This is a genomic window from Pseudarthrobacter sp. MEB009 (genome assembly GCF_030208875.1).
Classification (GTDB): domain Bacteria; phylum Actinomycetota; class Actinomycetes; order Actinomycetales; family Micrococcaceae; genus Arthrobacter.
Genome location: NZ_JARVTC010000004.1, coordinates 246,611 through 268,814 on the forward strand (window position 1 = coordinate 246,611; position 22,204 = coordinate 268,814).

General features: G+C 59.0%; 27 protein-coding genes. 16 read left to right on the forward strand and 11 right to left on the reverse strand.

The window, feature by feature from the left end:
* Positions 1-8 precede the first annotated feature (8 nt).
* Together QRN07_RS03100 and arr are read right to left on the reverse strand one after the other, a co-directional pair.
* Positions 9-449 carry a VOC family protein gene (locus QRN07_RS03100; protein ID WP_050687213.1) on the reverse strand — a complete coding sequence of 147 codons (441 nt, stop codon included), beginning with the start codon at positions 447-449 and terminating at the stop codon, positions 9-11.
* A gap of 51 nt (positions 450-500) precedes the next feature.
* A complete protein-coding gene (gene arr / locus QRN07_RS03105; protein WP_050687211.1) occupies positions 501-911 on the reverse strand; it encodes an NAD(+)--rifampin ADP-ribosyltransferase in 411 nt (136 codons plus the stop codon).
* 52 nt (positions 912-963) lie between these two features.
* Here arr and pcp point away from each other — a divergent pair, with 52 nt between their 5' ends.
* Positions 964-1,605 (forward strand): pyroglutamyl-peptidase I, encoded by a 642-nt coding sequence (gene pcp, locus QRN07_RS03110; protein ID WP_056600295.1) that lies wholly within the window; start codon positions 964-966, stop codon positions 1,603-1,605.
* A 58-nt stretch (positions 1,606-1,663) separates the two neighbouring features.
* On the opposite strand, the gene QRN07_RS03115 is transcribed toward pcp, so the two are convergent.
* On the reverse strand, positions 1,664-2,200 hold the full coding sequence (locus QRN07_RS03115) for a DUF3090 domain-containing protein (protein ID WP_050687209.1): 537 nt from the start codon (positions 2,198-2,200) through the stop codon (positions 1,664-1,666).
* A 381-nt stretch (positions 2,201-2,581) separates the two neighbouring features.
* On the opposite strand from QRN07_RS03115, the gene QRN07_RS03120 reads away from it, so the two are divergent.
* The 7 genes from QRN07_RS03120 (at position 2,582) to QRN07_RS03150 (ending at position 7,774) form a co-directional block, all read left to right on the forward strand.
* Positions 2,582-3,523 (forward strand): glycoside hydrolase family 43 protein, encoded by a 942-nt coding sequence (locus QRN07_RS03120; protein WP_082484323.1) that lies wholly within the window; start codon positions 2,582-2,584, stop codon positions 3,521-3,523.
* A gap of 1,158 nt (positions 3,524-4,681) precedes the next feature.
* A complete protein-coding gene (locus QRN07_RS03125) occupies positions 4,682-5,113 on the forward strand; it encodes a LexA family protein (RefSeq protein WP_285240293.1) in 432 nt (143 codons plus the stop codon).
* A 29-nt stretch (positions 5,114-5,142) separates the two neighbouring features.
* Positions 5,143-6,423, forward strand: a complete 1,281-nt coding sequence (locus QRN07_RS03130) for a Y-family DNA polymerase (RefSeq protein ID WP_285240359.1) — start codon at positions 5,143-5,145, stop codon at positions 6,421-6,423.
* A gap of 52 nt (positions 6,424-6,475) precedes the next feature.
* Positions 6,476-6,790: a hypothetical protein gene (locus QRN07_RS03135; RefSeq protein WP_285240294.1), complete on the forward strand. Its 315-nt coding sequence runs from the start codon at positions 6,476-6,478 to the stop codon at positions 6,788-6,790.
* Positions 6,777-7,226, forward strand: coding sequence for a hypothetical protein (locus QRN07_RS03140; RefSeq protein WP_285240295.1), 450 nt, complete (start codon positions 6,777-6,779; stop codon positions 7,224-7,226). Before QRN07_RS03135 ends, QRN07_RS03140 begins: the two co-directional genes overlap by 14 nt.
* Positions 7,217-7,360, forward strand: a complete 144-nt coding sequence (locus QRN07_RS03145; RefSeq protein WP_285240296.1) for a hypothetical protein — start codon at positions 7,217-7,219, stop codon at positions 7,358-7,360. The genes QRN07_RS03140 and QRN07_RS03145 overlap by 10 nt, the downstream gene beginning before the upstream one ends.
* A gap of 24 nt (positions 7,361-7,384) precedes the next feature.
* Positions 7,385-7,774, forward strand: a complete 390-nt coding sequence (locus QRN07_RS03150; protein WP_285240360.1) for a LexA family protein — start codon at positions 7,385-7,387, stop codon at positions 7,772-7,774.
* Positions 7,775-7,833: 59 nt separating this feature from the next.
* Here the strand turns inward: QRN07_RS03150 and QRN07_RS03155 are convergent, their stop codons facing one another.
* Positions 7,834-8,268 (reverse strand): hypothetical protein, encoded by a 435-nt coding sequence (locus tag QRN07_RS03155; protein WP_285240297.1) that lies wholly within the window; start codon positions 8,266-8,268, stop codon positions 7,834-7,836.
* Between the two features lie 205 nt (positions 8,269-8,473).
* Between QRN07_RS03155 and QRN07_RS03160 the strand changes: the two genes are divergently transcribed.
* Together QRN07_RS03160 and QRN07_RS03165 are read left to right on the forward strand one after the other, a co-directional pair.
* Complete coding sequence (locus QRN07_RS03160) at positions 8,474-8,998, forward strand: RNA polymerase sigma factor (protein ID WP_285240298.1); 525 nt, start codon at positions 8,474-8,476, stop codon at positions 8,996-8,998.
* Positions 8,999-9,102: 104 nt separating this feature from the next.
* Positions 9,103-10,227, forward strand: a complete 1,125-nt coding sequence (locus QRN07_RS03165; protein ID WP_285240299.1) for a hypothetical protein — start codon at positions 9,103-9,105, stop codon at positions 10,225-10,227.
* A 906-nt stretch (positions 10,228-11,133) separates the two neighbouring features.
* Here QRN07_RS03165 and QRN07_RS03170 read toward each other — a convergent pair.
* Complete coding sequence (locus tag QRN07_RS03170) at positions 11,134-11,547, reverse strand: DUF6924 domain-containing protein (protein WP_285240300.1); 414 nt, start codon at positions 11,545-11,547, stop codon at positions 11,134-11,136.
* A 230-nt stretch (positions 11,548-11,777) separates the two neighbouring features.
* Here QRN07_RS03170 and QRN07_RS03175 point away from each other — a divergent pair, with 230 nt between their 5' ends.
* Together QRN07_RS03175 and QRN07_RS03180 are read left to right on the forward strand one after the other, a co-directional pair.
* Positions 11,778-12,314 (forward strand): hypothetical protein, encoded by a 537-nt coding sequence (locus QRN07_RS03175; RefSeq protein ID WP_285240301.1) that lies wholly within the window; start codon positions 11,778-11,780, stop codon positions 12,312-12,314.
* Positions 12,315-12,430: 116 nt separating this feature from the next.
* Positions 12,431-12,895: a hypothetical protein gene (locus QRN07_RS03180; protein ID WP_285240302.1), complete on the forward strand. Its 465-nt coding sequence runs from the start codon at positions 12,431-12,433 to the stop codon at positions 12,893-12,895.
* A gap of 688 nt (positions 12,896-13,583) precedes the next feature.
* On the opposite strand, the gene QRN07_RS03185 is transcribed toward QRN07_RS03180, so the two are convergent.
* On the reverse strand, positions 13,584-14,162 hold the full coding sequence (locus tag QRN07_RS03185) for a recombinase family protein (protein WP_285240303.1): 579 nt from the start codon (positions 14,160-14,162) through the stop codon (positions 13,584-13,586).
* 1,007 nt (positions 14,163-15,169) lie between these two features.
* On the opposite strand from QRN07_RS03185, the gene QRN07_RS03190 reads away from it, so the two are divergent.
* Positions 15,170-15,727 (forward strand): hypothetical protein, encoded by a 558-nt coding sequence (locus QRN07_RS03190; RefSeq protein WP_285240304.1) that lies wholly within the window; start codon positions 15,170-15,172, stop codon positions 15,725-15,727.
* A 76-nt stretch (positions 15,728-15,803) separates the two neighbouring features.
* Here QRN07_RS03190 and QRN07_RS03195 read toward each other — a convergent pair whose 3' ends face one another.
* Entirely contained in the window at positions 15,804-16,352 is a 549-nt protein-coding gene (locus tag QRN07_RS03195; RefSeq protein WP_285240305.1) for a hypothetical protein, read from the reverse strand.
* 220 nt (positions 16,353-16,572) lie between these two features.
* Between QRN07_RS03195 and QRN07_RS03200 the strand changes: the two genes are divergently transcribed.
* The gene (locus QRN07_RS03200) at positions 16,573-17,037 is read left to right on the forward strand and encodes a hypothetical protein (RefSeq protein ID WP_285240306.1); all 465 of its coding nucleotides are present in this window, start codon (positions 16,573-16,575) and stop codon (positions 17,035-17,037) included.
* Between the two features lie 231 nt (positions 17,038-17,268).
* Entirely contained in the window at positions 17,269-17,517 is a 249-nt protein-coding gene (locus QRN07_RS19750) for a PLD nuclease N-terminal domain-containing protein (RefSeq protein ID WP_350224277.1), read from the forward strand.
* A 575-nt stretch (positions 17,518-18,092) separates the two neighbouring features.
* On the opposite strand, the gene QRN07_RS19755 is transcribed toward QRN07_RS19750, so the two are convergent.
* The 4 genes from QRN07_RS19755 to QRN07_RS03215 form a co-directional block, all read right to left on the reverse strand.
* Positions 18,093-18,539 carry an NUDIX domain-containing protein gene (locus QRN07_RS19755; protein WP_350224276.1) on the reverse strand — a complete coding sequence of 149 codons (447 nt, stop codon included), beginning with the start codon at positions 18,537-18,539 and terminating at the stop codon, positions 18,093-18,095.
* Between the two features lie 157 nt (positions 18,540-18,696).
* Entirely contained in the window at positions 18,697-19,530 is an 834-nt protein-coding gene (locus QRN07_RS03205) for a hypothetical protein (RefSeq protein ID WP_285240307.1), read from the reverse strand.
* A 451-nt stretch (positions 19,531-19,981) separates the two neighbouring features.
* Entirely contained in the window at positions 19,982-21,121 is a 1,140-nt protein-coding gene (locus QRN07_RS03210; protein ID WP_285240308.1) for a hypothetical protein, read from the reverse strand.
* Positions 21,118-21,426, reverse strand: coding sequence for a hypothetical protein (locus tag QRN07_RS03215; RefSeq protein WP_285240309.1), 309 nt, complete (start codon positions 21,424-21,426; stop codon positions 21,118-21,120). The genes QRN07_RS03210 and QRN07_RS03215 overlap by 4 nt, the downstream gene beginning before the upstream one ends.
* Before the next feature lie 202 nt (positions 21,427-21,628).
* Between QRN07_RS03215 and QRN07_RS03220 the strand changes: the two genes are divergently transcribed.
* Complete coding sequence (locus QRN07_RS03220; protein ID WP_285240310.1) at positions 21,629-22,066, forward strand: hypothetical protein; 438 nt, start codon at positions 21,629-21,631, stop codon at positions 22,064-22,066.
* Positions 22,067-22,204 lie beyond the last annotated feature (138 nt).

Below are 22,204 nucleotides of genomic sequence, written 5' to 3' on the forward strand. Positions count from 1 at the left end.
CGCAGCCGTCAGTTTTTTGTGTTCAATGCCTCGGCGAGCATCACGATGATTCCGCTGGGGCCCCGGACGTAGGAGAGTTTGTAGACGTCCCCGTAAGTGGCAACTCCACGCAGTGGCCGGCAGCCGTGCTTCGCGGCGATCTCCAGGGCAGCGTCGATGTTGTCGACGGAGAACGCGACGCGGTGCATGCCGATCTCGTTGGGGAGGGTGGGCTCCGTTTCGATGGCGTCCGGATGGATGTATTCGAAGAGCTCCAGGGTGCCGTGGCCATCGGGTGTCTGGAGCATCGCAATTTTGGCATGGTTGCCGTCGAGGCCCACGGCGGTATCGGCCCATTCTCCGCTGACGGTGTCCCGGCCCACCACTGTGAGACCGAGGTCGGTGAAGAAGGCGATGGTTGCTTCGATGTCGCGAACGGCAATGCCGACGTTTTCAAGTTTGATGGCCATGCACAGCACGCTACCCAGCCGGGCCGGGCCCTGGAAAGGGCAGGATCCTGGTCAGTTGATGATTTTGGCACTTTGGTCCGAGCGCAGTACCGCCAGCCGCTCCTGCCAGGCCAGCAGCGCAGCGGGCGTCAGTCGGGTCCAGTCAGTGACCTCGCCGATGACCCGCAGCGGCTCTGCACTGCGGAACGACCGGGTGGGATTCCCCGGGAATTTTTTGTCGGTCACGTTGGGGTCGTTTTCGAACGCCCCGGTGGGCTCCACGGCGTAGACGCGCGGGGCCCCGTCGCCAGGTGCGAGTTCCGCGGCGAGTCCGGCACCGTCCTTCAGGGCGGTGAAATAGATATGGTTCATCACCACCTCCGGACGATAGTTGGACCGGAATCCGGCCCTGAGGAAATCGCCGTCGCGGAGATCGGCTTTTGTACCGTGAAAGAACGGTCCTTCATCCAGGGGTTGGCTCACGCTTTCAGTCTAGGCATGCCGGGGGAGAGGCAGGCTGGTTAGGGTGGAACCCATGATCCTGATTACCGGCTTCGAGCCGTTCGGACCCGAGAAAGTAAATCCATCCTGGCTGGCTGCGCGCCGGGCAGCGGCGATCCTTCGGGCCGAAGGCCTTGCGGTGGAGGCGATGGAGCTGCCTTGCGTCTTCGGTGAATCGGCGGAGGTCCTCCGGGAAGCCATTACCCGCCTGGATCCGGAGCTGGTGGTCTGCGCAGGCCTGGCGGGCGGCAGGGGACGGGTGTCCCTCGAACGCGTGGCCATCAACTGCGATGACGCCCGCATCCCGGATAACAAGGGCGGGCGGCCCATTGATCAGGAAGTTGTCCCCGGCGGACCGGCCGCATACTTCTCCACCCTTCCCATCAAGGCTGCGCTTCGGGATCTCAACCTTGCGGGCATCGACGGCGAGGTCTCGCAGACGGCAGGCACTTACGTGTGCAACCACATTTTTTACGCCCTGATGCATGCCCTCGCGGACAGGCCCGGTGCCCGGGGCGGCTTTGTCCACCTTCCGTACCTTCCAGAACAAGTCCCGCCGGGCAGCGCCGCCCCGTCGATGACGGTGGAAACGGCAGCCAACGGAATCGCCGCCGTCGTCCGCGCAAGCCTGCGCACCCGAACCGATGTTGAAATGTCAGCCGGCGCCACCCACTAAGCCTTGCTTTGCGGGCTGCTGCCTATATTGCAGGACCTCCCGGTGCGCGCCGTCGGCGTCAGCCTTCGGGAACTGTGCAGGTATGCCCGTCGGCGTCCATGGGATAACCGCAGAGCGGGCACATCGGACGCCCGGCACCCACGATTTCGCGCGTGCGCTTGGCGAACGCGCGGGCTGTTCCTACGGGCATCCGCACCAGAAGTTTTTCGGTTTCCTCAGCGTCGTCGATATCCTCGGGATCGGCGTCGGTGAGCGGGTAGGCCTCGACGACAACCTGCGCCGTCGTGGGGTCCCACCCGAGGCTCATCGCGCCGGTCCGGAACTGTTCCTGGACGGGCTCGAGCTGATCGTTGTCGACAAGTTCGATGGGAGTGCCCGTGGGGACGCTGAACGGGTTGCCGTCGATGGTGATGAGTTGGTCGAGGATTTCGTCGACCTTTTCGGCGAGCAGGGCTGACTGCTGCTTTTCCAGGGCGATGGTCACGATCTGCGTCCCGGCGCGCACCTGCAGATAAAACGTGCGCGCCCCGGGGAGGCCGATGGTGCCAACGACAACCCGGTCAGGCCAGGCAAACTCGTGAACACGTGTAGGCATGTGAATATCTTAGGCACAGAAGGTTCCGCGGTGGCTTCTGCGCCGGTCAGCAGCCACACGACATGCGAATGATGAGTTCGGTACTGAGGAGCTCGCCGTCGAAAACGGCGATTTCGAAGTCGTCGCCGACGATATCAGCACCCAGGTCAAGGCGGGGGCTCGCCGCCCCAATCGACGTCTTCTACCCTGGACTCCGAACAACCCGCAGCCGATCCGGCCCAGACACACGGTGAATCCGGCGGGGGAGAGGCAGGCAAACGTTTTCATTGGGCGAAAGTGAGCCTCCACGCGGTCTGCCAAGACAGCAAGACTGGTCGCATTGTATGGACCAGGCCGGGCGCCCGGATGAGGCGAACCAGTAAGCCGAGGAAAGGAATGCCGATGCCCGTTGAACAACTCCGCCTTGAGGAAATCCGGATACGTGATCCGTTTATCCTGGAGCCGGTTCCGGGTGAGTTCGTCCTTTTCGGGACGACTGACGAAAACGTCTGGGGAGGGCCGGCGACCGGCTTCGACTGCTATACAAGCGATGATCTCAAGCGCTGGAGCGGTCCGTTCCCCGCATTCCGCCCACCGCAGGGCTTTTGGGCGGACAGCCAGTATTGGGCACCGGAAGTCCATCACCTTGACGGCCGATTCTTTATGTTCGCTACATTCGCCACCTCGACACTCGAACGGCCCCGCGGAGTCGGGATTCTGGTCTCCGACACCGCCACAGGTCCTTACGCACCATGGAGCGAGGGACCGGTTACGCCGGAGCAGGAGCCAAGCCTCGACGGGACATTGTTTGTTGATGAAGACGCTGTCCGCTGGCTTGTCTACAGCCGCGGCGCTGAGGGGACGGCTGGCAGGCCAGGGATCTCCGATGGCGAAATGTATGCGCGCCGCCTGTCGCAGGACCTCAAGGCCGGCGTCGGCGAGCCGATCCTGTTGTTCGCAGCCTCATCCGCAGGGTGGAGCCGCCCGCTGCGGTTTCCGGACGGGGTTGAACCACCGGCGGGGCTGAACCTTGCCAAAGACCCCATGTTCACAGATGGTCCATTTCTCATCCGGTCGCCCGAAGGATCGCTGCTGATGCTGTGGTCCAGCCACGGACAGACAGGATACGCCATGGGAATCGCCGAGTCGGAAAGTGGAACCATCGTTGGGCCCTGGATGCAGCATGACCAGCCACTGTGGTCCAGCAACGGCGGCCACGGCATGATTCTGAGCACCTCCACGGGACACAGCTATCTGGTCTTCCACTGGCCCAATGACACCCCTGACGAACGCGTTAAACTTGCCGAAGTAGAGATCCACGGCGTCCGGGTCCGGATTGTATGACGTTGTTTCGTGAGTCGCGTTCCACGGCGCGCCGGAACCACTTCCACCGGGACCTCTAAAGCGCCGATAATCTACATTATGTCAAGTAGGACAAGAACCGTCGCATTTTTTGCATGATCACCCCGCCTCCAGCGACGGTGCCCTGGGCCATAAGGGTTGTGAATGTAGTGCGCCTTTGCATGGACTGGTCCCCTTCAGTTCGCCGGCCGCCCCGAGTTTCGGGGCATGTCCCGGAGCCATATCCTGCCGGTTCCTGTCCCGGACTGGTACGGCCGTGCTGCTCACGTACAAGAGCGGCCGGGCAGGTTTTTGACCCCCTCCGTACCAATGCTGCCTGACGCGATACCCACCAAGCTATGCGGCCCAATCGCAAACCGGGCACAGTAATCAGTACCTGCTTTACATTCCACCCACTACTCCCCCGGCTGGAAATCCGCCACGGGCGTGCCGGCCAGCGACCAGCTGGTGCGGGACTCTTTCTCTGACCCACCTGGATCCTGAAGATGCGGGGATCGCTATGTGGTCAGCCGGTCAGTTGGGTTCCGTTTCCCCGTTTTCGACAAAGGCCCGGAGGGCTTGAGCTTTTGCCGTGCCCGGGATGCTTGTACGGCATCAACGGGACTCATGGGCTAATTCAGAGTGCTATTTGCGTTGACGGTAGTCGTGCAGAATCCGGTCCTGCACTGAGCTTGAACAGTGCGAAGCTAACTCAGCAGCAATCCGCTTGCCTTGTCTCAGCCGGAACGCGTTCACAACCCATGGGGATGCAATCCACACCACGGCGAGGGCTTTCGACCAAAGCGGCACGGCCAAAAACGCCACTACCCCCACGGCCAATGCCAGAAAGATGGCCACCAGGTAGGGAAAGAACCTCACCCGGCCAACTTAGCAGAACCCCGCGGGCACGGGTTACAGAGCAGCCCTGCAGGCGCCGAGCCCGCACGTCCCCGCCACGTCGCCAGTCGAATCGGGATCCCTGAGTTCCTGCTGCGCTGTGGACCTTGCTATAGGTCGGCAGTGCCCATTGGCGGGCAGATGGAGCCCTTGCGAGCAGCTCAAAGCTGTCCCCTGGGTTTCACCCTCCCGGTCGGCACCCCGAATGTCAGCGTCCCGGCGTACACTCAAAGAGTCGAACATATATTCGAATAAAGGTGTGTTGTGAGCGTTGTTGTTGGTCCCCGCGTGATAGACGCGAGCGTGTCGTTGGTTTCGGCATTACTCTCTCCGGTGCCGGTCGCGGCGGGTTTCCCGTCGCCGGCGCAGGACTACTTTGATGGGCGGATTGATTTGAATGCGCACCTGATCAAGGACGTCACCAGCACCTACGTGGTGCGGGCGTCCGGGGAGTCCATGGAGGGCGCTGGGATCAGCGACGGGGATGAGCTCATCGTCAACCGTGCGCTGCGGCCCACAGACGGGTCCGTTGTAGTCGCTGTCCTGGACGGGGAGTTGACAATCAAGCGGCTGCGGATCACCGCCGGCAAAGTGATCCTGCAGTCTGAGAACCCCCGCTACCCCGACATTGAAGTCCCGGCCCTGTCAGATCTGACCATTTGGGGTGTCGCGACGCGATGCCTTCACCACGTCTAGGGGTCGGGTCCGTGTCAAAGCCGGCGTTGATGCGGCATATGCCGCAGATCGCCCATGTGGATGTGAACTGCTTCTACGCTTCCGCGGAGCGGGCGTTCAATCCGTCCCTGGAAGGCAAACCCGTGATCGTGCTTTCAAACAATGACGGGTGCGCGGTCACCCGCTCCCCCGAAGCCAAAGCCCTCGGTATCGGCATGGGTGACCCGTGGTTCAAACTCGCCCCCCGCGCCAAGGAATGGGGGCTGATCGCCCTGTCGAGTAACTACGAGCTCTACGGCGACATCAGCTCACGGGTCATGGAGCTGCTGGGCCGGTACTCGGCCTGGCTCGAGGTCTACAGCATCGATGAAGCCTTCCTCGGCGTCAAAGGCGAACCCACCCACCTCCACATCCTGGGCCGGGAAATGAAAGACGCCGTCCGGGCCCATATCGGGGTCCCGGCCTGTGTCGGGATCGCACCGACGAAGACCCTGGCAAAACTGGCGAACAAATGGGCGAAGAACAACCCGAGGTTCGCCGGGGTCTGCCACTGGGACTCCGTGCCCACAGCGGAGCGGCAACGGCTAATGAGGTCCCTGCCCGTCATTGAAATCTGGGGCGTGGCCACCAGACTCACCAAACGCCTCAACGCCCTGGGGATCCACTCCATCCACGACCTCGCCGCCGCGAACCCCGTCATGATCAGGGACCGGTTCTCCGTTGTCATGATGCGCACCGTCCTGGAACTCCAAGGCACCCCCTGCATCCCCATGGAAGAAGAACGTATCGGGAAGGAACAACTGATCTTCTCCCGTTCGTTCGCCACACCCATCACCACCGCCACCGGGATCCGGCAGGTCATGAGCGTCTACGGACAACAAGCCGCAGCCAGGCTCGCCAAACACGACCAGCAAGCCAAAGTCCTCACCGCGTTCGCCGGGACCTCCCACTTCAACCCCCACGACACCTCCTACCCCTCCGTGTGTGTACCGCTGCCCATGCCGACCGCGGACCCGGTCCTCCTCACCAGGGCAGCCCACGCACTGCTGCCCAAAATTGTCGACGGCATCCGCTACGCCAGAGCCGGGATCATGGTCACCGACCTGCGCCCCTCCGGAAACCAATCCCCCCTGTCCCTGTTCGAGAACCCGCACGAGGAACGCCACATCGACACCCTCCTTGAAGACGTCACCAAACGCTACGGCCGCGGATCCATCGGACTCGGACACGGCGGGATCCGCCAAGGCCTGAACTGGACCATGAAACGCGACATGCTCTCCCCCCGATACACCACCCACTGGGACGAACTGCCCCTCGCCAAAGCCGGCTAACCCCCCGCCCCGAACACCCCACAGCACAGCACCGTTGAAGGAAAACCCCCTCATGACCATCGCACCCGAACACCCCACCCGCACCGCACCCGTGGTCGACGTCCGCTTCACCTTCGACGGCACCCCGTTAGCCGTCAGGTACGACGGACACATCTGGGCCGTCGCCGCGGACCCTGTGCGCCGGTACGAACGCGAATCCAGGTGGGAAACCCAGACAAGGGTGCCCGCCGGTGCCGCCGTTGTTGAAGTCACCATCTGGCAAGTCCAGGTCCAACTCCACGGCGGCGCCCCCTTACGGACCATGGAGCTGCGCCAGCCAGCGATGACCGACCACTGGATCCTGGCTTCAATCAATGACGCCACCTAACCCCACAACTGCGCCCGCGCTCCTGTACGGGCAAGCAATCCCGGACACGGCATGGGAGGGCATCCGGAAAGAGTTCGGCCTTCCCACCCTCGCCCAGGTACGGACCCGGCTTACTTCCATCCACACGGATCCAGAACCGATCATGCGTCAGCTCGTGCGGATCTTTCTCGGGGATGAAACCCTGTGCCCTGGCTACCAGTTCACTGACACCCTGGAAGTGAAGCCGGCAGTTCTTGTCCTGTTCGCCAGGGCTATGGAGCTGCGGATCGCGCACAACTACTTCAGCGCCTGGATGACCACCCCGTGCCCGGACCTCGAAGGCCGGCGCCCGGTGGACCTGCTCCATGACCCCACTCCCCTGCTCCTGCACGCTCTGGAGCGGTTCGGCACATCAAAGAACACCACCACGAAGCAAAAGGTGAAAACGTGGACTTAACAGGCACCGTCGACGCCCCGGACGTTTCCCACGACCACATCACAGCCGCCGGCGAGACATATGATGCGGCCCGCACAACGCTGCGCGAACGGGTCCTCGAGGGACACCGGCTCATCGTGATCCGTAGAAGCTGAGGATCACGGCCACCACGGAAGAACCTGGCCTGGCTCCGGTCCCGGAATCGCTTCTGCCCACGGGGTTCCCCTCCCCCCGCCCAGGACTATTTCTCCGGGCGGATCGATCTGAACAAAGCCCTGATACCCAAACCGGCCACCACCGTCCTGATGAGAGTCCGCGATAACGCCATGAACCTTGACGGGATCTGCGCCGGCGATGAAATCCTGTTCGACCGCACCGGCACACCACACCACGGCTCCGTCGTGGTCGCCACCATGGATGGCGGCGACATTCTCATCCGCCGGCTCCGCCAAACCAACGGCCGCACCTGGCTCGAAGCCTCAAACCCCAACGTTCCACCCACGGAAATCTCAGACATCACCGACCTGCAAATCCTCGGCATCGTCACCCGCACCCTCCACCGACTCTAAAACGTGAGCCAAGAGAAACCGTGGTGCAGTCAGGGGCCCCTACTCCTGGCAGAGAAGCATCATCGGGAGGTTTCGAGGCTCCAACCTTCAAGATCCCCCCGGGAAGATTCAGCGACGCTGACCGCGCTTTCGCTGGGAATTTCGCGCACCACTAAAATCTTGCCGTCTGGGCCAAATCCCAGGGCAACATAGGACTTCCTGTACCACCGCCAAGTCAACCAGTTGGCTACAAACCAAGGCACCATGGACGCGGCAAAGAGGGGAGCCGCCATTTCGGTTATCGCCATGTATTCCTCGTAGCTGGGGTGACCGAACACGACGTCCCCCCTGAACAGGGGGGAATATATCCCCACCAGGTAAAGCACCACACCGGCACATGGAAGCTTGGAAATCCAGCCAAAGTTTCTCAGTCGCTTGGTTGTCCGTACGAACCGAAGGTACTGCCTCTCCCATGCCGCCGGATCGGCGACCAGCAACACAGGTGCATTTTCCATTTGTCCCCCAAAGAAGTTTTCTCGTTGAAGAAAGAGTACTTCCGTTGCTCAGCTCCGCGCCGCACTCAAGTACGGGCACTTCTTTATAGGAGGGAGCCCCGGCGGAGGTGCCGTCACTGTAAGGAAGAGTTGACCGCAAAGCCTGAACCGGAAATTCTTTGAGCACTCTCGTTACACTTTCCGGGCTGCCGGACATTAACAGGGCATGAGCTTGCAGACAGACCAGGGGGAACGCGTGGATTCGGGCAGGAAGAAACGGTTCTTGGCGGCTCATGCGGCTTGCCACGACCGTGTTTACCGATATTTCCGCCGCCGAACGAACGACTCCGCGACGGCCGAGGATCTTTGCGCGGAAGTTTTTCGAATTGCCTGGGAGAAGTCCCATCAGGAAAACGATCTGTCTGTACTCGTGATCTTTGGAGTTGCCGGGAACGTCCTCCGGAACCACCGACGGTCAGCGGCACGATCCGCTAACCTTCTCCACCAACTGCAGGGGCAGCGCACCCACGACCAAGTGGCAGAGACAACTGTCCGGGACACCATGGATCGGCTGAAGCCCGACGAGCGAGAGGTGTTGCTCCTGACGTACTGGGACGGTCTCACATCCGGTGAAGTCTCGGACCTGCTCAATGTCAGCGCGACTGCCATCAGGATGCGTCTGCACCGGGCAAGGAAAGAACTGAGCGAACTACTTCGGACAGAGCAAGAGTCAGAGGAGGCACGACGATGACCAAGAAAGAAACGTCCGCCATACGACGTCTAATAGCAGCTGACCCTGCCTTGGATATCTCAGCCGACGAAATGTCCCGCAGCAGGGCTCGAAGCCTGGCAGTTATGGATACCGATGTCACTCACATCGCAGTCGGCGGAGCCATAGCGGATTTCCATAGCCGCCCGGTCAAACGTCATTGGGGGCGCTTGGCCGGGATCGGACTCACCGCCGCAGCCGCAGCTGTGGTGGGGATGATCGTCGCTACCTCCCTGCCTACGACTCCTGTGGAACCGGCGGCACCAGCGATATCCCAGACATCGCCAGCTCAGGAAACACCGTCCGGTCCCCTCAAGGATCTTTTCGCTGCCGCAGACGAAGTTCTGGTGCTTCAGGCCCTACCCAACCCGACTGCTTGGAACAAAGCCCAGGAAGAATTCCTCAGGCAATCTCAAAGCGCGCCCGCTGCCCCCGGCATACCCGGTCCGCAGTTCCCGGTCCTTGGAGTGGAACCCATCAACGTTTTGCAGGTTCTAAAAGGCACACGAATCCCTGGGCAATCCACGCTGGATGTGAAAGCAGCGCCCGCGTGGTGGAAAAACACCAACAGCGTCGCGCCACTAACGTTTCTCGCCTTCATTACCAAGGGAACTGACGGAGAATCGCATCTCATGACGGAACCTCACGCACTTTTGGAAATCCGAAATTTGCGTCAAGGCATACTGACTGACACCACCACCCATGAAGTGGTCGATACCGGCCCCGATCTAAGCCAGCGGATTTCCGTCGCTCCAACTGGGGACGTACCCATCGCTACCTACACGACCGTCCCCAAAGTGGTGGGCATGATCCAGGAACAACGTATGAATGCTGACGGCACCTCATCAGGGGTCATGAATGGCCACCTCACTTCAACGGAAGCATGCTTCACATTCCAGACCAGCACCCAAAAGGTCTACCTCCGCTGGCCCTCAGGCTACACAGCAGCCACGAAGTCCCTCCCGGAGGATGCATCTGGCGACATATCCTCAGACAACAACTCTCTGGGAGACCGGCCTGTTGTACTCAACGATTGGGGGGTCGTCTATGGCTACGATGGCTCGCCTTGGCCGGCCCTGACAGGCAACCTCACCAACGAAACCGCCTCCTGCAGCAACGAAGTTCTGCCCGTCTTCGACGTCGTACCCACCGAAGGACCTGGATCCAGCCCCTACGCCCTTAACCACGAAGCGGGAGCATCATTGCCATAGATCTCCCACGCCTAGGGACACGAAGCGGGAAGGTTACGAGATGCGGAAAGTCAGGTGTGGCCTCCGGCTCTGGCGGGGAATACCGGCCTACCCCACGCGAAGTGCCACGCCAGGATGACCGCCCAGCCGCTCGTCCCAATTCACTGAACCACTCGCTGAACCGCTTCGTGTCGTTCCCGCTCAGGGCCATGTACACCATCCGTAAGTGCAGGGCCGAAAATGCTATTCCGCCGATCAGCAATCACCTTGAGGGAGCATAATGAAGCGCGGTCGGTTATGGAGAGTTCTCATCATGGCCCTACTTTTCGTCATGCTGCTGACACCATGCGGGGGCAGATTGGCGGGCGGGCCGGGAACTGCCGAACTCACAACGGAAGCCGCCAGCTCAGACCCGGGCTCTACCAGCATCCCCGTTCCAGGTGGTGGCGCGTTCTCGTGTGTGGACTTTGTCTTGTTCGCCAACCCTCAGGACGAATACGACAACGCCGGCCTGGTGCTCATCGGAAAGTCTGTTAGCCAGGCCGGACAGACCACAATTTACGGTCACCAGGCCACGACCCACCTCGTCGAAGTCGAGCAGATACTCAAAGGGAATCCCGGCAGGGGGAACCTACGCATCACATCCACGCCCGAGACGTGCACTCCAGGAGGGGTCCTACCCTGACGGCGACCCACTCGACACCGCTGAAAGAGTCCTCATCTTTGCCAACAACCAAGGCGGCCAGTGGTTCACCGCGACCCCCACGCAAGGAGTCGTGTCCTTCCCCCAGCGCTCAGAACTTCCCTTTCACTGAGTCCTGGTCACGCTATCCAAGAAACCAAGCCACAAGTCTGTCAGTTTCAGAAGTCGTCCGCACAATGTCAGCAGCCGTAAGGAGATTGGCGCTGCGTTGGATAAGAAAGATGTCAGGCGAAGCCTCTGAAAATCCCGTCGCTCTGGGCCATGTCAGCGAACTCTTCCCAGTCCATGTTGGCGATGTTCAAGTTGTTATCGACTCCCCAGAGTTCACTTGCAATACATCGGAACGGTTCGTGTTCCAAGTCGAGGAGGTCAACTACCAGTACCGGGTAGTCGGGTTCCAGAGCGGCGTTGTCCACAATGAAGAGCACCGCTGCTTGTTCGCCGGTCGCCAGAGCCGCATAGCGGACCTGTTCGCAATCAGCCTCGGACCAAGTTGGGTCGTCAATGACTTCCACATAGGCACGGAAACCGTCCTCATTTTCCGTCATGACAACGGACAGAACATCGGCCCACGATTCGTCATCGACGAAGCTCGTGCGGACCAGAAGTGAATTCTCTGTGCTTGGAAGAATCGGCATGCCGTTATCCAACCACGCGAATGAGGGTGGGCGCGAGGGTCTCGATATGTTGGAACAGGGTCTTTGTGATTGGGCCAGTTTCAGGGCAGTGGCGTGGTCGGTGGGAGAGGGTTTAGTGACTTTTCCGCAGTGATGCCGAGGCCGGCAGTGCTGCTCAGTGAATTCGGCGCGAGAAGCAGCAGGAAGCGGTCCACGTCCCGCTAAGCTTCTCCCCACGTAGAGTTCGGTGCATGAAGCTTTCCGCTCTCTTTTTACAGCAAATACTGGATCTCCCGGGTAAGCCCGAACACAATCCGCTGACTACTGACTGGATCTTTGTGGACGCGCAGTTGCTGGACGTGCGCATAGATGTGCTCCACTCAACCGTGGGCGCGCTGTTCGAGATCCGCTCGTCCTACCTTCCTACTGAACTCGACATCGTTTCATTGAACTGCGGGGTCATGATGTTTCGAAAGACAACAGAAGTGACATGGAAAATCCCTGATAAAGACAGCCCAACCCCAGCGGTTTGGCCTGTCGGTGATTGCCATATAGAACAGTCGTCCGACGGGGTGGAAGCCAGACCTCTGGGAAAAATCAATGCCATGGACCTGCTCATCACGGCAGAATCCGTCGAATTCTATGCGGGCAGGCTTCCCGCTCTCCCCCAGGACATACCCAGCTATGTCGACCACATCGATGTAACTGGACTCGTTCCAGGGTGGGACATGGAGTTCTCTCCCACGAACGTCTGGACTCTGGGCCCAGCGATTACACAACCGCGTTGAACGCACGGTTGCCCACGTCGTGAATGAGTCCAGTCAGGTCAGTGGTGTGGACGGGTTCTCTTCCTCAGAAAACATCTGCAGCGAAGCGAGCCCATCACTTGGACAGAAAGATTAGGATGATCCGAAGAGCCCACAGGACGCTGGAAGCGTTCTGTATTTTTTCAGTAGTGATTCTGCTAACGACTGAGTGCATAAATGGTAATCAACCGCCAGCAGCCAGTTCCCTTTTCGGGTCGTGGAAGTCAGATCACGAAACATTTTTGGGCGGGAAAATGGCGCCGGATCTCCTCTTAGAGATCAAGGATGACGGCACGTTCGAACTATCAGAAGCCCCGGTCAACTTCGTCAACGAGTCTTCCCAAGGTGAAAAGACGGAAGAAAAGAGAACCTGGGAAATTACTGACAAACAACTTGAAGATGAAAGCTACGTTTTACAAATGCGCACTGTTGGTTCTTCAGAGTTTCCAACTCCTCATACCATCGAATTAGGTATTCGAGAAGGCTATAACGATATAAAGCTCGTACGGTACCTTTTTGATTACAATTCACCAGAAAAATATGTGCTACGGCATGCTGATTAGATTCTCGAGTTCTGGCATTGCTTCGCCCCGGTTGTCGCCAACGCAGTACCTGCGCACGTCAACTCCCCTACACCACGACAGGGGTCTCAAGATAATTGTACGTGATGGCTTAATCAAAACCGCATATCGCATGGGAATACCTTGACATTACGCTCTCCAATTGAAGATTTTCTTACCTGTGAATTAACCCCAGAAATAAGAAATGAGCTTATTTTTGAAATAGGGGAACTAAAGACCAATACTAGATACTTTGAGTATAACATTTATAACGTCAGACTGGATGGCGAAACATCCACCGTGACCATAGAGGACGAGCTGGATATCAATCGTGAGAGCGTACTGACTCTTTTGGAATTTGAGTCAATGCTAAAAGAATTTAGGTTCTCGTCGTAGGTTTACATGCCTAAAGCGGCGAGCAACTAGCCTCCTGCCGTTTTGGCCTCGGTTTGGATCTCGATGGTGAACTTGTCCCCGGCTGTGTAGGTGCTGCCTTCGGGGACCTGGGTGTTGCTGTCGACAAGGCCTTGCACTCCGTCGGGGCAAATCAGCGGGCTGAGGCGGGCGCGGCTGCCCGAGCCAACGCAACGCCCATCCCCTCGTTTCCCACCGTCCCCTCTGGACTTGTCGTGGGCGCTATTTGGCTTCCTCGTTTACGGCCAATCCGATGCAATCTTCCTAGGATGCGATTTCAGATAAGTGGCGCTGGCGCTGCTCTTTGGAGTGCACGGTAGACCGTCGAGCGGGCCACGCCGAAGAGCTCGGCGATCTCGGTGGTGGTGTGCACCCCACCCTGGTGGAGGTTCACGAGGTGCGCTTCCTGGGATTTTGAGAGCTTCGGCTGTTTGCCTCGCAGCCGGCCCTTGGCTTTGGCCACGGCCATTCCTTCCCTTGTCCTGGCACGGATGAGGTCCGCTTCGAATTCGGCAACCATGCCCAGGACGTTGAACAGCAGCTTCCCTACCGGATCGTGAGGGTCATAGACGCTCCCGCCCAGGTTAAGGGCAACCCCTTTGCGGGTGAGCTCATCCGCGATGTCCCGGGCATCAGGCAAGGACCGGGCGAGCCGGTCCAGCTTGGTCACCACGAGGGTGTCCCCCTTGCGGCAGGCGGCCAAGGCTTTACCCAGGCCGGGCCGTTCACGTTTGGTGCCGGTGAACCCGTGATCGACATAGATGGCGTCGGGATCCACGCCGGCGGCCGCGAGAGCGTCGCGTTGGGCGGTCAGGTCCTGGGTATTGGTCGAGACGCGGGCATAACCGATAAGCATGGGATCGAGTGTAGCGTTTAGGGCACCTTCACCGGGCAGTTTTGCGGGCGGGTCATACGGGAATCCTGTTTCCGCAGAATGGAGCGGATTTTGATGAGCGCTATTTGGGGCTTCGCGGCGGCCGGTGAAGGACCGGCTAACGGGCGCTTCGCTGCTCGTGCTTAGACACTCTTGAACATGCTTTTTAGAAAGCGCCGCACCCGGCAGATTTATCAGGCATTACTGACTCCTTGTAGAGAGATGCAGATCGGGTAGAAAACCGTAGAAAACCCACAAAGGTCTTTTCTCGGGAACAGATTGGTGGGTGACTGGGTCAAGGATGCCCATACGTTTCGGAGAACTGATCAAAGGAGAGTCCTTGGTAACCATGACTGCCAGGCTGCGAACCTCGATGCGTTTCCCTAAAAGATCAAGCGCGGACCTTCGGTGGATCGGAAACCTTGCCTTGGTCTTCGGTGTCACATGGGCTGCCCTTGGACTGTTTGGCTACTCAGGTTGGGCGAAGCTGTCGTCGGTGATCCTCGCAATTCTTTGGGTGAGCTATTTTGTGTTGGCGCGGAGGGAACTACGGCGCCGGAAACAAGATCAGGACTCTGACGATCCACTTCCGGATGCTCGCGAACAACCGGAAACCGGAAGCAAGAACGAGAGGCATTCATGACACCATCCCCTCGGGCCAGGACGCGCCGAAAAAGAGTCTTCCTGGCCGCCCTTGCTGTCACCATTGTCGCCTTCGGTCTCGCTCTCATTCTTCGAGGACAAGAAGATGGCTCATCACCCTTGCTCACCAGTGCGTACACGATTCTCGGAGGTGTGTCCGGTCTAGGGGCAAGTTACCTACTCGTAATCGGCCCGATCCTTGAGTGGCAGCAAAGACGAAAAGACCGACAGGCGCGACGGCACCCTTCGTAGGTGAGTGAAGGACCCACTAACAGACGGCGTAACGGTGTCTTTCAGTCCTGCTGACGCCCCTACCCGAACTCGATTTAGCAGGAAGCAGGTTTCCCATGCGCGAGCCGGATTTGGACCCGACTCCCAAGAGCCGACTGGAACAGGTCTACGACACCATCAGTTCCCTGCCGCTGTTCGTCCTAGCCGGCATCTTCTATGTCCCATTGCAGGCTGCCCTGGGCTTGTGGCCTGCATGGGTCATCGTGATCACTTCCGGCATCGTTATGACAGCCGCAATCCAGTTCTTTGTCGTTGCCCCTATGCGGACGAAGCGCAAAGCCCAGGACACCGAACGAGGACTTTTCGAATGCGCCCACAGAGAGCCTGGATCGGGGCTTCGGGGTAGATGGGCTCGAGGTTATGCAAGGGCAGAGCCAAACCGGCTCATCTTCCAGATGGGTGCTGGTGAGGACGGACCCCTTACAGGGCCACTGGAAATCTACCCTGAGCCCACGCCCATCGGAGATCTCGAAAAAGCCCCCTGGACCGTCTTTCCCGGAGGACTCATAGTCACCATCACCTCCGAGAACAAAACACTCCAGCTAGCCGCCCGCCGTGCAAGCCTCGAGCTCCTGAACACACGGTGTTTCACCAAGCCAATATCAGACCCCTGAGCAGGTGCCACAGGACTAGAAGCCACGTCTGGGTAAGGATCCTTCACCGGACGCTGTCGGGAGGTGCGGAAGCTAATCACGGGTTTGGCTTGAACGCGGTGTGCGCTAATAGACGTTCGTAGATCGCATTGCGTTCTCTGTGGCTGATACCAACCTGCAGCGCAGGAGCCTCTGTCACATGCGCGTACAACTCAATCAGAACGTCCTGGGTCCTCCACATAGCTGAACGATTACCGTGTCCATCCGTCTGCTCATCGGGCGACGGGCCAAACAAATCTTTGAGACCGGCCCTCACACCTTCATAACCGGCGACAACGGCAGCGGCCACATCCTGTTCATGCTGGTAGGCAAAAAAATTGAGGCTAGAGAGCAACCCGTCGAGAGCGGCCCACGAAGCACCATCGGTCCGAATATCTGTTGTTGTAAATAATCCTCGAGTCACGGCCGGCGGTTCCGTGCCAGCCAGATCATCTACGACGTCGAGCTCGCACCCAAGATGATCAAAGTAATCCTGGAAGAGGGCCACGTCCGAAGGCCACGTTTTCTCGGCGGCCGATTGTATGAATCGAACGATGACACTGGGATGCGGGTCCAGTGACTCAACGTTTCCTATGCGCTCGTCCATAGCTGCACCCTACTCCGCAGACAAAGGCAAAGACTCATCGTCAGAAGAAGCTCCTTCACCGGGACGTTTCACAGGTACTGCACCTAAACGCGGTGTCTACGGACTGGGCATTGAGCTGACACCCTTATACCGGTTTCATTGCGGTAATACCTGGAACAGTGGGATGTGGCAGGTTCAGCTTTTAGGCTGGAGCGACACGCAATTCTGATTGGGGACAGAAATGAAGCATGCACTTTCCTTCGGCGCTTTGACAGTAATTGGCCTTTCGCTGGCATCCTGCTCACCCGCAGCACAAGACAGGACCCCGGTTGCCACAAATTCGCCCTCTGCACAGCAGGAGCTGCCGACGGAGTTGCTTCTAAGTGAAGCCGGCAAGAAGGCTGTGGTTCTTTCGGGACCGTCTTCGGCTCCGAGACAAGGCGCTCAGCTGAAGGGGCGCATAGACAATGACGACGCCGGTTGCTTCATCCTGGAGGCGGAGGACGGTGACGATTACACCTTGGTCTTTCCAGAAGGCACTAAGTTCGACGGTGAGTCAGTCGTCTTTCCTGGCACCTCGCCTTTATCTGAGGGTGCAACCGTGGCAGTCGAGGGCGTACGAGTTCCGGCGAACGAAAGCTTGAGCATGTGTTTGAACTACGCCCGGCTCCTATCCGTCGAAACTGCAACCGTTGTCGCGTCTTGACCTCGAAGTAGCGAGCAACTTCAGTGAGATGAAGCCCCGCCCGGTAAAGGATCCCCTTGCGGATACTCGAGCGCTTTCGTCCAGGAGTCTGCCGAATGCTCAGGTTGCAAAGCACGGGGACGCAGGCGGTTGACTGTCCTAGAAGAAGCGGTTAGCGGTAGGGTGTCCGCAACCGAGTGCGCCAAGCTACCGGATGAGGAATAAGACAAATTGGGGGACCACATGTTCTTGATGCAATCCGTAGCCGAAAATGCCAATCCGATCATTCCGCCAGCGTGGGAAGCCGCGACCCCGCTGGTAGGCCTGGTAATTGCGATACTCTTCATCGCTGCGCTGATCAGCATCATGCGGAACAAACAGCAAACCCCAGTCGGCACCGTGCTGTGGATCCTAGTCGTGTTTGCAGTCCCTGTCCTCGGCCCGCTTGTTTGGTTCCTTACCGGGAGCAGGTCAACTCGAACCTCACCCACCGCCTCCTGACCAAGCGCCTCTATCGGCATGAATGGGACGTGACGCCGAATAAGCATCGGGGACGTCCGGTAAAGGATCCTCTCCCGAAACTCCCGATGCTCGAAAGTTGCCTCCTCAAGCGCTACTCTCACTCCATGACGCGTCGGTGGGCAATGCTCCTTGCAGTCGGTGGCGTTGTCGCAGTGCTGTTGGCGGTTATCGCTGCGCTTGGCAGCGTGTCCCGTATTCCCCGCGTGTGCCCAGCCATTGGTTATGCCTATACGGGTCCCGTGGAATTAGTGTTCTCCACTCTGCCGGCATCAGTTGCAGCTTGTTTTGGGGAAGGGTGTATGCCTGAGCCGGTGGAACAGGACGATGAGCAGAAGTGGCTGGTCCCCCAATCCGCGCCTTACCTGAACGAGCCCGTAAGCGTGACTTCAATCCATGTTGAGGCCACAGCTGCGCTGGGCGGCCAAACCAAGGTTGACTTGCCAGTAGTAACTGAATCCACCGGGGAACATCCCTTCGGGGACGGATGTGGAGGGCCTTTCAGGTTCAAGCCCGTTCAGGTCACCTCTAACTGAGGGTGTCCGGTGAAGGATCGACTAACGGACAGCATCCGTTTCGTGCATTGAGCCGAGCAAGCCTCCGAAGCCTGCTGCCAGAACGTGGGCATGCTTGAGGGGAAGCCACCAGCATGTCCAAATTTCCGCGTTACCGCCGCTGGATGAGTCATCCTCTCCGCCGGCCCATCGCTCTGCAACATCGGCACTGGACACTGTCATCTCGAAATAATGCCGGATTGCCACCTCATCCCGCGCTGGACGTAGGTCGTATGACTGAGTGCCAAGACTTCGGAGTACTTGTCCGCGTCTCCCAGTTTCCTCATAAAGCTCACGAATAGCGGCTTCCACCGGTGACTCCCCGGGCGCAATCGACCCGGCAGGCACTTGCACCCCGGTTACGGTCATTGGCTGGTTGTCGTGTGTGAACACCAGCAAATGGTCATCGTGGACGACGTAGCAGACAACCTTTTCGACTTCGCGAGGCATCTCTTCAGCCTACCGACCCGCCGCTGCGTTCGTACGAAGCCCCCGGAACTGCTGACTTATAACGCCCGGTAAAGGACCGGCTTACGCGACACGTCCTGGACCGGTCCTGCTCTTGTCTGAGGCGCTTAGAAACCCACGGCCAGATACCCCGCTTGCGCTATCCGCAGGCCCAGTCGAACGTATCGGATTCCAGATCGAATTGAGCGTTGCCACCACCGCCGAAGTTGAGCCCAGAGATCTCTTCCAGTTCGAGGTACCAAGGAGTAAGCCCGTCAGGCATTGTCTGGACGGGAAAGGCAGTTCCGCCCAAGTGGCATCTGGCGAATAGGGGTTCTGCCCAGTCCGTGAGACTGCCCGCATCTGTTGTGGGATGGACATACCCATCGGCGCCGACCTCATCTCCCCAGAGTTCAACAGGTGTCTTGCCAGCATTCGGATCGACTCGCGGAACCAACCAAATGTCCGTGATTGGCTCGACGTTGTCCCAAGCATTATTACCTTGTGATTCGTCGACATGCTCGCCCTTGGCACGAAGATCGGGACGAGGTGCCGTCGGGCCGGCAGCCAACTCATCATGCATGAGCCAGAGGATGGCAAATTCTCCGTCGATGAGGTCTCTGCGCCTAAGCAAACCTGGATGGTTCTCGGCTGCTGCAAGGTCGCGCAGGAATGGATCGGTTGATTCAGCGCTCGGCATGGGAAATTTGTCGCCTACTGCGAATTGGCCCTCACCAGCAAAAATCGCAATCCCTGGAAACTGGGGACCGCGCCGTTGGAAGTCTTCCGGTGGCCACAGAGTCAGCACGTGCATCATAGGCAAACCAGTGTTGAGGCTTCGTGGCCAGTGTTCCCAACGAACGCCAGGACCATAACTTCCTGTCCACCCAGAGGGCGGCTGGCTTGGCAGGGCAGCTTCGGCAGTTCGTCCTGGTGCTTTGCCAATACCTGTGCCACGACGAAAGGCCAGATTCCAAACGATCATCTCGGTCATGGCACCACTTTATGAGGCAATAATCCGATCCCGACCCATCGGACTCAAACTGCGTCCGGTGGAGGACCGGCTTACGGGCGCGGTGAGGTGGCTCCGTTTGCAGGACAACGTCGGCTCCTATTACCCGCGGCATCATCGTGGTTAGACTCCCGTATGAACAAAAGGGAAACCCGAGCAGCGCTTCTCTTTATAGTGATCGGTCTGATCGCAACGTGGTCAAACGCGATCTTCCGCGGATCGGAAGTTTTGACTTGGATATTACTGGGCGTTGCGGCGATCGCCCTGGTCCTCGGGATTACAGTGCTCGTAAAATCTCTGCGGAGACAGCGCAAAGAGTATTGGAATGAGCACCATCCTCCGTCAAACGGACTGGTGGGAGGCTGAGACTAGAGCTCTCATCCGGGCGCTAGCTCTCGTGTAATCCGCTCTACGCCTGAGATATTCTGAGGTGCTATCCGAAGAAGTCTACTTTTTTGTCCCTGAGCATCGCGTCATTCATGAAGAGTGCGGACAGGCTGTGGCGTGCTGCGTCAAGGGTTTCCTGACGGGGATGACGCCCGTCAAACCAGGCTGACAGGTCGGCGTGGGTGAGAAGCAGAGAGGAGCGGCCAGCTGGTCTGGAGGCCCACTGTCCGTTGAAGTTCGGAAGCTTGTGGGTGCTGCTGAGGAGCTGAACCGCGAAGGCATCAGGAATGAGCCCGGCCATGAGCTCTTGCCCCCACATGGACGATGTTCGCAAATGGGGCCTGACTGGCCAGTCGAGGTCAATCAAGGTCTGCCAGGTGAAACCAGGCATGTTGATTCTCTTGACCAGTCCGTACTGCGCGTAGTCGGCCATCGCCTCCAGCACCCCCGTCAGCTCGGCGACACCGTCCTTCCAGCCGCTGGGTGGAAAATACCATTCAAACGTAAGGAAACCATCCCTGGTAATGGCGACGCGGCGTGCCTCGTTGGGTCCCGCCGCACAAGTCAGCGCGGCCGTGGGGATGGCCCCGTAGGCCGCCAACAGAAGATCCCCGCACTCTTGTTGCTCGCACTTAAACTGTGTCAACCCAGAGTTAACGAAGTACTTCCCGGACGGGACGGTGCACCAGCGAAGGGCATAGTCAAAAACCGTCCCCAGCACCATGGGATCGATATCCCAGTGATATTCCGCCCGCGCACGGCCAGCGTTCGGAACCGGGGGAACAAATGATGGGTTTCCCCGCAGGCTGATCCCGGCCGCTATCGCTGGAAAGAACCGGTCAGAGTTTTCGAGGGGAGACTTTTGGAACCCGCAGGACATCAACCGGCCGGTAACTCCCTGCTCTCGCAAGTTATCGGCGATCCTGCGCACCAGTTCCAAAGCCTCTTTGCGGTCAGGCACATCATGAAGGATCAGCACCGGCCCCTGGGAGGTTGCGGCCACTCCCCCGAGGCCCATTTCCCCAAGGCCGGGTAGTGCGAGTTCCAACCTGGATTTTCGTAAACATGAAGCAGCCTGATCTACCGATAAGTCTGAGCGTAAACGCAGGTGGACCGTTCCACACCGCCTCCATTCACGCAAAATCATCTTTTCACTGACGCTCAGATCACTGGCTTCAATCTTCATCGGATCTCGAAAGAGTAGGTGCCCTGAGCCTCTTTGACGCCATGAAAATCCAGAGTGTAGTTCCCTGCGGGAAAGTTGTTGACCTGCTTGTCCCCGGCCCAGCATCGCCCAGTCGCGATCTGCGCGCCCGTGCCCTGAGACATCAGCTGCCATCGCCCGTAATAGGGATACGTCCCAATATCGAGGTAAAGGAACTGCCCACCAGCCGGAACCGCGAACGTATACAAATCCCGCGAAGCCTTCGTCTCCAAATTTCCCGCACTTGCGCCAAGAACACCACTACCGCCAGCCTCGTCCCAGTCCATACGGAACAGTTACGCACGAAACCTCGCCTAAAAGCGGACCCCTGATTCTTTCTTGAGCCTTTGACCGTTCCGCAGCACCGGCGTCCGGTGAAGGATCCTCTACCGGGGCGCCGCTCCGTCGCAGAGAAGGCACAATATATGCGTCCCCGACCCTATGGCGTGACGCGCTCGAATCGTGCGGCACGTATGTAAGGCTGATCAAATGGAGCTTCAACCGACCCCTGACCAGGCCATGGCCCTGATGACTTCCGGGCTGTTGGAAGTCGACGACTTTCCTGACATTGCCGCCCAGTGGCTGGCGGACGGCATGGATTCGGCGAACCTTCGCACACTTGCCGGCGCCGACAACGAGGATCCCAACGACATTCGTGACTTGTGGACGGCAACCCTGCAGGACTTAGAAGTCCAAGCCATTCCACTTGAAAAGCAGTGGCCTTTGATCTGGGCATACGAACTAGCCTCATGGAAAACTGGCCAGCGAACCAGGGGGCAAATCCTCCGAGATGCCGTTCAATACCTTCGAGCAGTCGAGTATGCCGATCGAGACGCCGAGGAAGCGTATGTCCTATGGCAGCTTTGGGACGAGCTCACCAGCAACTACATCCCCCAAGGACCGAAGATGAAATCTGGGCGGACGTAGACAAGTACCTCCACAACTTCGATTGACTTACTTGCTCAACCTCTGCGCTTCGAAACACAAACCATACAAGACAGCCGGAATGAACGGTATGGCGCCCGGCTAGGGTACCGCTGCGGGCGGCTACCGCCCTTGGGTTCT

What these genes read in the sequence shown, in the direction of transcription:
- QRN07_RS03185 (WP_285240303.1), bottom strand. Translation starts at nt 14,162, where the DNA reads ATGCTTATCGGTTATGCCCGCGTCTCGACCAATACCCAGGACCTGACC.
- QRN07_RS03165 (WP_285240299.1), top strand. Translation starts at nt 9,103, where the DNA reads ATGGATACCGATGTCACTCACATCGCAGTCGGCGGAGCCATAGCGGAT.
- QRN07_RS03135 (WP_285240294.1), top strand. Translation starts at nt 6,476, where the DNA reads ATGACCATCGCACCCGAACACCCCACCCGCACCGCACCCGTGGTCGAC.
- pcp (WP_056600295.1), top strand. Translation starts at nt 964, where the DNA reads ATGATCCTGATTACCGGCTTCGAGCCGTTCGGACCCGAGAAAGTAAAT.
- QRN07_RS03220 (WP_285240310.1), top strand. Translation starts at nt 21,629, where the DNA reads ATGGAGCTTCAACCGACCCCTGACCAGGCCATGGCCCTGATGACTTCC.
- QRN07_RS03170 (WP_285240300.1), bottom strand. Translation starts at nt 11,547, where the DNA reads ATGCCGATTCTTCCAAGCACAGAGAATTCACTTCTGGTCCGCACGAGC.
- QRN07_RS03205 (WP_285240307.1), bottom strand. Translation starts at nt 19,530, where the DNA reads ATGACCGAGATGATCGTTTGGAATCTGGCCTTTCGTCGTGGCACAGGT.
- QRN07_RS03140 (WP_285240295.1), top strand. Translation starts at nt 6,777, where the DNA reads ATGACGCCACCTAACCCCACAACTGCGCCCGCGCTCCTGTACGGGCAA.
- QRN07_RS03130 (WP_285240359.1), top strand. Translation starts at nt 5,143, where the DNA reads ATGCGGCATATGCCGCAGATCGCCCATGTGGATGTGAACTGCTTCTAC.
- QRN07_RS03210 (WP_285240308.1), bottom strand. Translation starts at nt 21,121, where the DNA reads ATGAAGATTGAAGCCAGTGATCTGAGCGTCAGTGAAAAGATGATTTTG.
- QRN07_RS03100 (WP_050687213.1), bottom strand. Translation starts at nt 449, where the DNA reads ATGGCCATCAAACTTGAAAACGTCGGCATTGCCGTTCGCGACATCGAA.
- QRN07_RS03175 (WP_285240301.1), top strand. Translation starts at nt 11,778, where the DNA reads ATGAAGCTTTCCGCTCTCTTTTTACAGCAAATACTGGATCTCCCGGGT.
- QRN07_RS03200 (WP_285240306.1), top strand. Translation starts at nt 16,573, where the DNA reads ATGAAGCATGCACTTTCCTTCGGCGCTTTGACAGTAATTGGCCTTTCG.
- QRN07_RS19755 (WP_350224276.1), bottom strand. Translation starts at nt 18,539, where the DNA reads ATGCCTCGCGAAGTCGAAAAGGTTGTCTGCTACGTCGTCCACGATGAC.
- QRN07_RS03160 (WP_285240298.1), top strand. Translation starts at nt 8,474, where the DNA reads ATGAGCTTGCAGACAGACCAGGGGGAACGCGTGGATTCGGGCAGGAAG.
- QRN07_RS03155 (WP_285240297.1), bottom strand. Translation starts at nt 8,268, where the DNA reads ATGGAAAATGCACCTGTGTTGCTGGTCGCCGATCCGGCGGCATGGGAG.
- QRN07_RS03180 (WP_285240302.1), top strand. Translation starts at nt 12,431, where the DNA reads ATGATCCGAAGAGCCCACAGGACGCTGGAAGCGTTCTGTATTTTTTCA.
- QRN07_RS03115 (WP_050687209.1), bottom strand. Translation starts at nt 2,200, where the DNA reads ATGCCTACACGTGTTCACGAGTTTGCCTGGCCTGACCGGGTTGTCGTT.
- QRN07_RS03195 (WP_285240305.1), bottom strand. Translation starts at nt 16,352, where the DNA reads ATGGACGAGCGCATAGGAAACGTTGAGTCACTGGACCCGCATCCCAGT.
- QRN07_RS03215 (WP_285240309.1), bottom strand. Translation starts at nt 21,426, where the DNA reads ATGGACTGGGACGAGGCTGGCGGTAGTGGTGTTCTTGGCGCAAGTGCG.
- QRN07_RS03120 (WP_082484323.1), top strand. Translation starts at nt 2,582, where the DNA reads ATGCCCGTTGAACAACTCCGCCTTGAGGAAATCCGGATACGTGATCCG.
- QRN07_RS03190 (WP_285240304.1), top strand. Translation starts at nt 15,170, where the DNA reads ATGCGCGAGCCGGATTTGGACCCGACTCCCAAGAGCCGACTGGAACAG.
- QRN07_RS19750 (WP_350224277.1), top strand. Translation starts at nt 17,269, where the DNA reads ATGCAATCCGTAGCCGAAAATGCCAATCCGATCATTCCGCCAGCGTGG.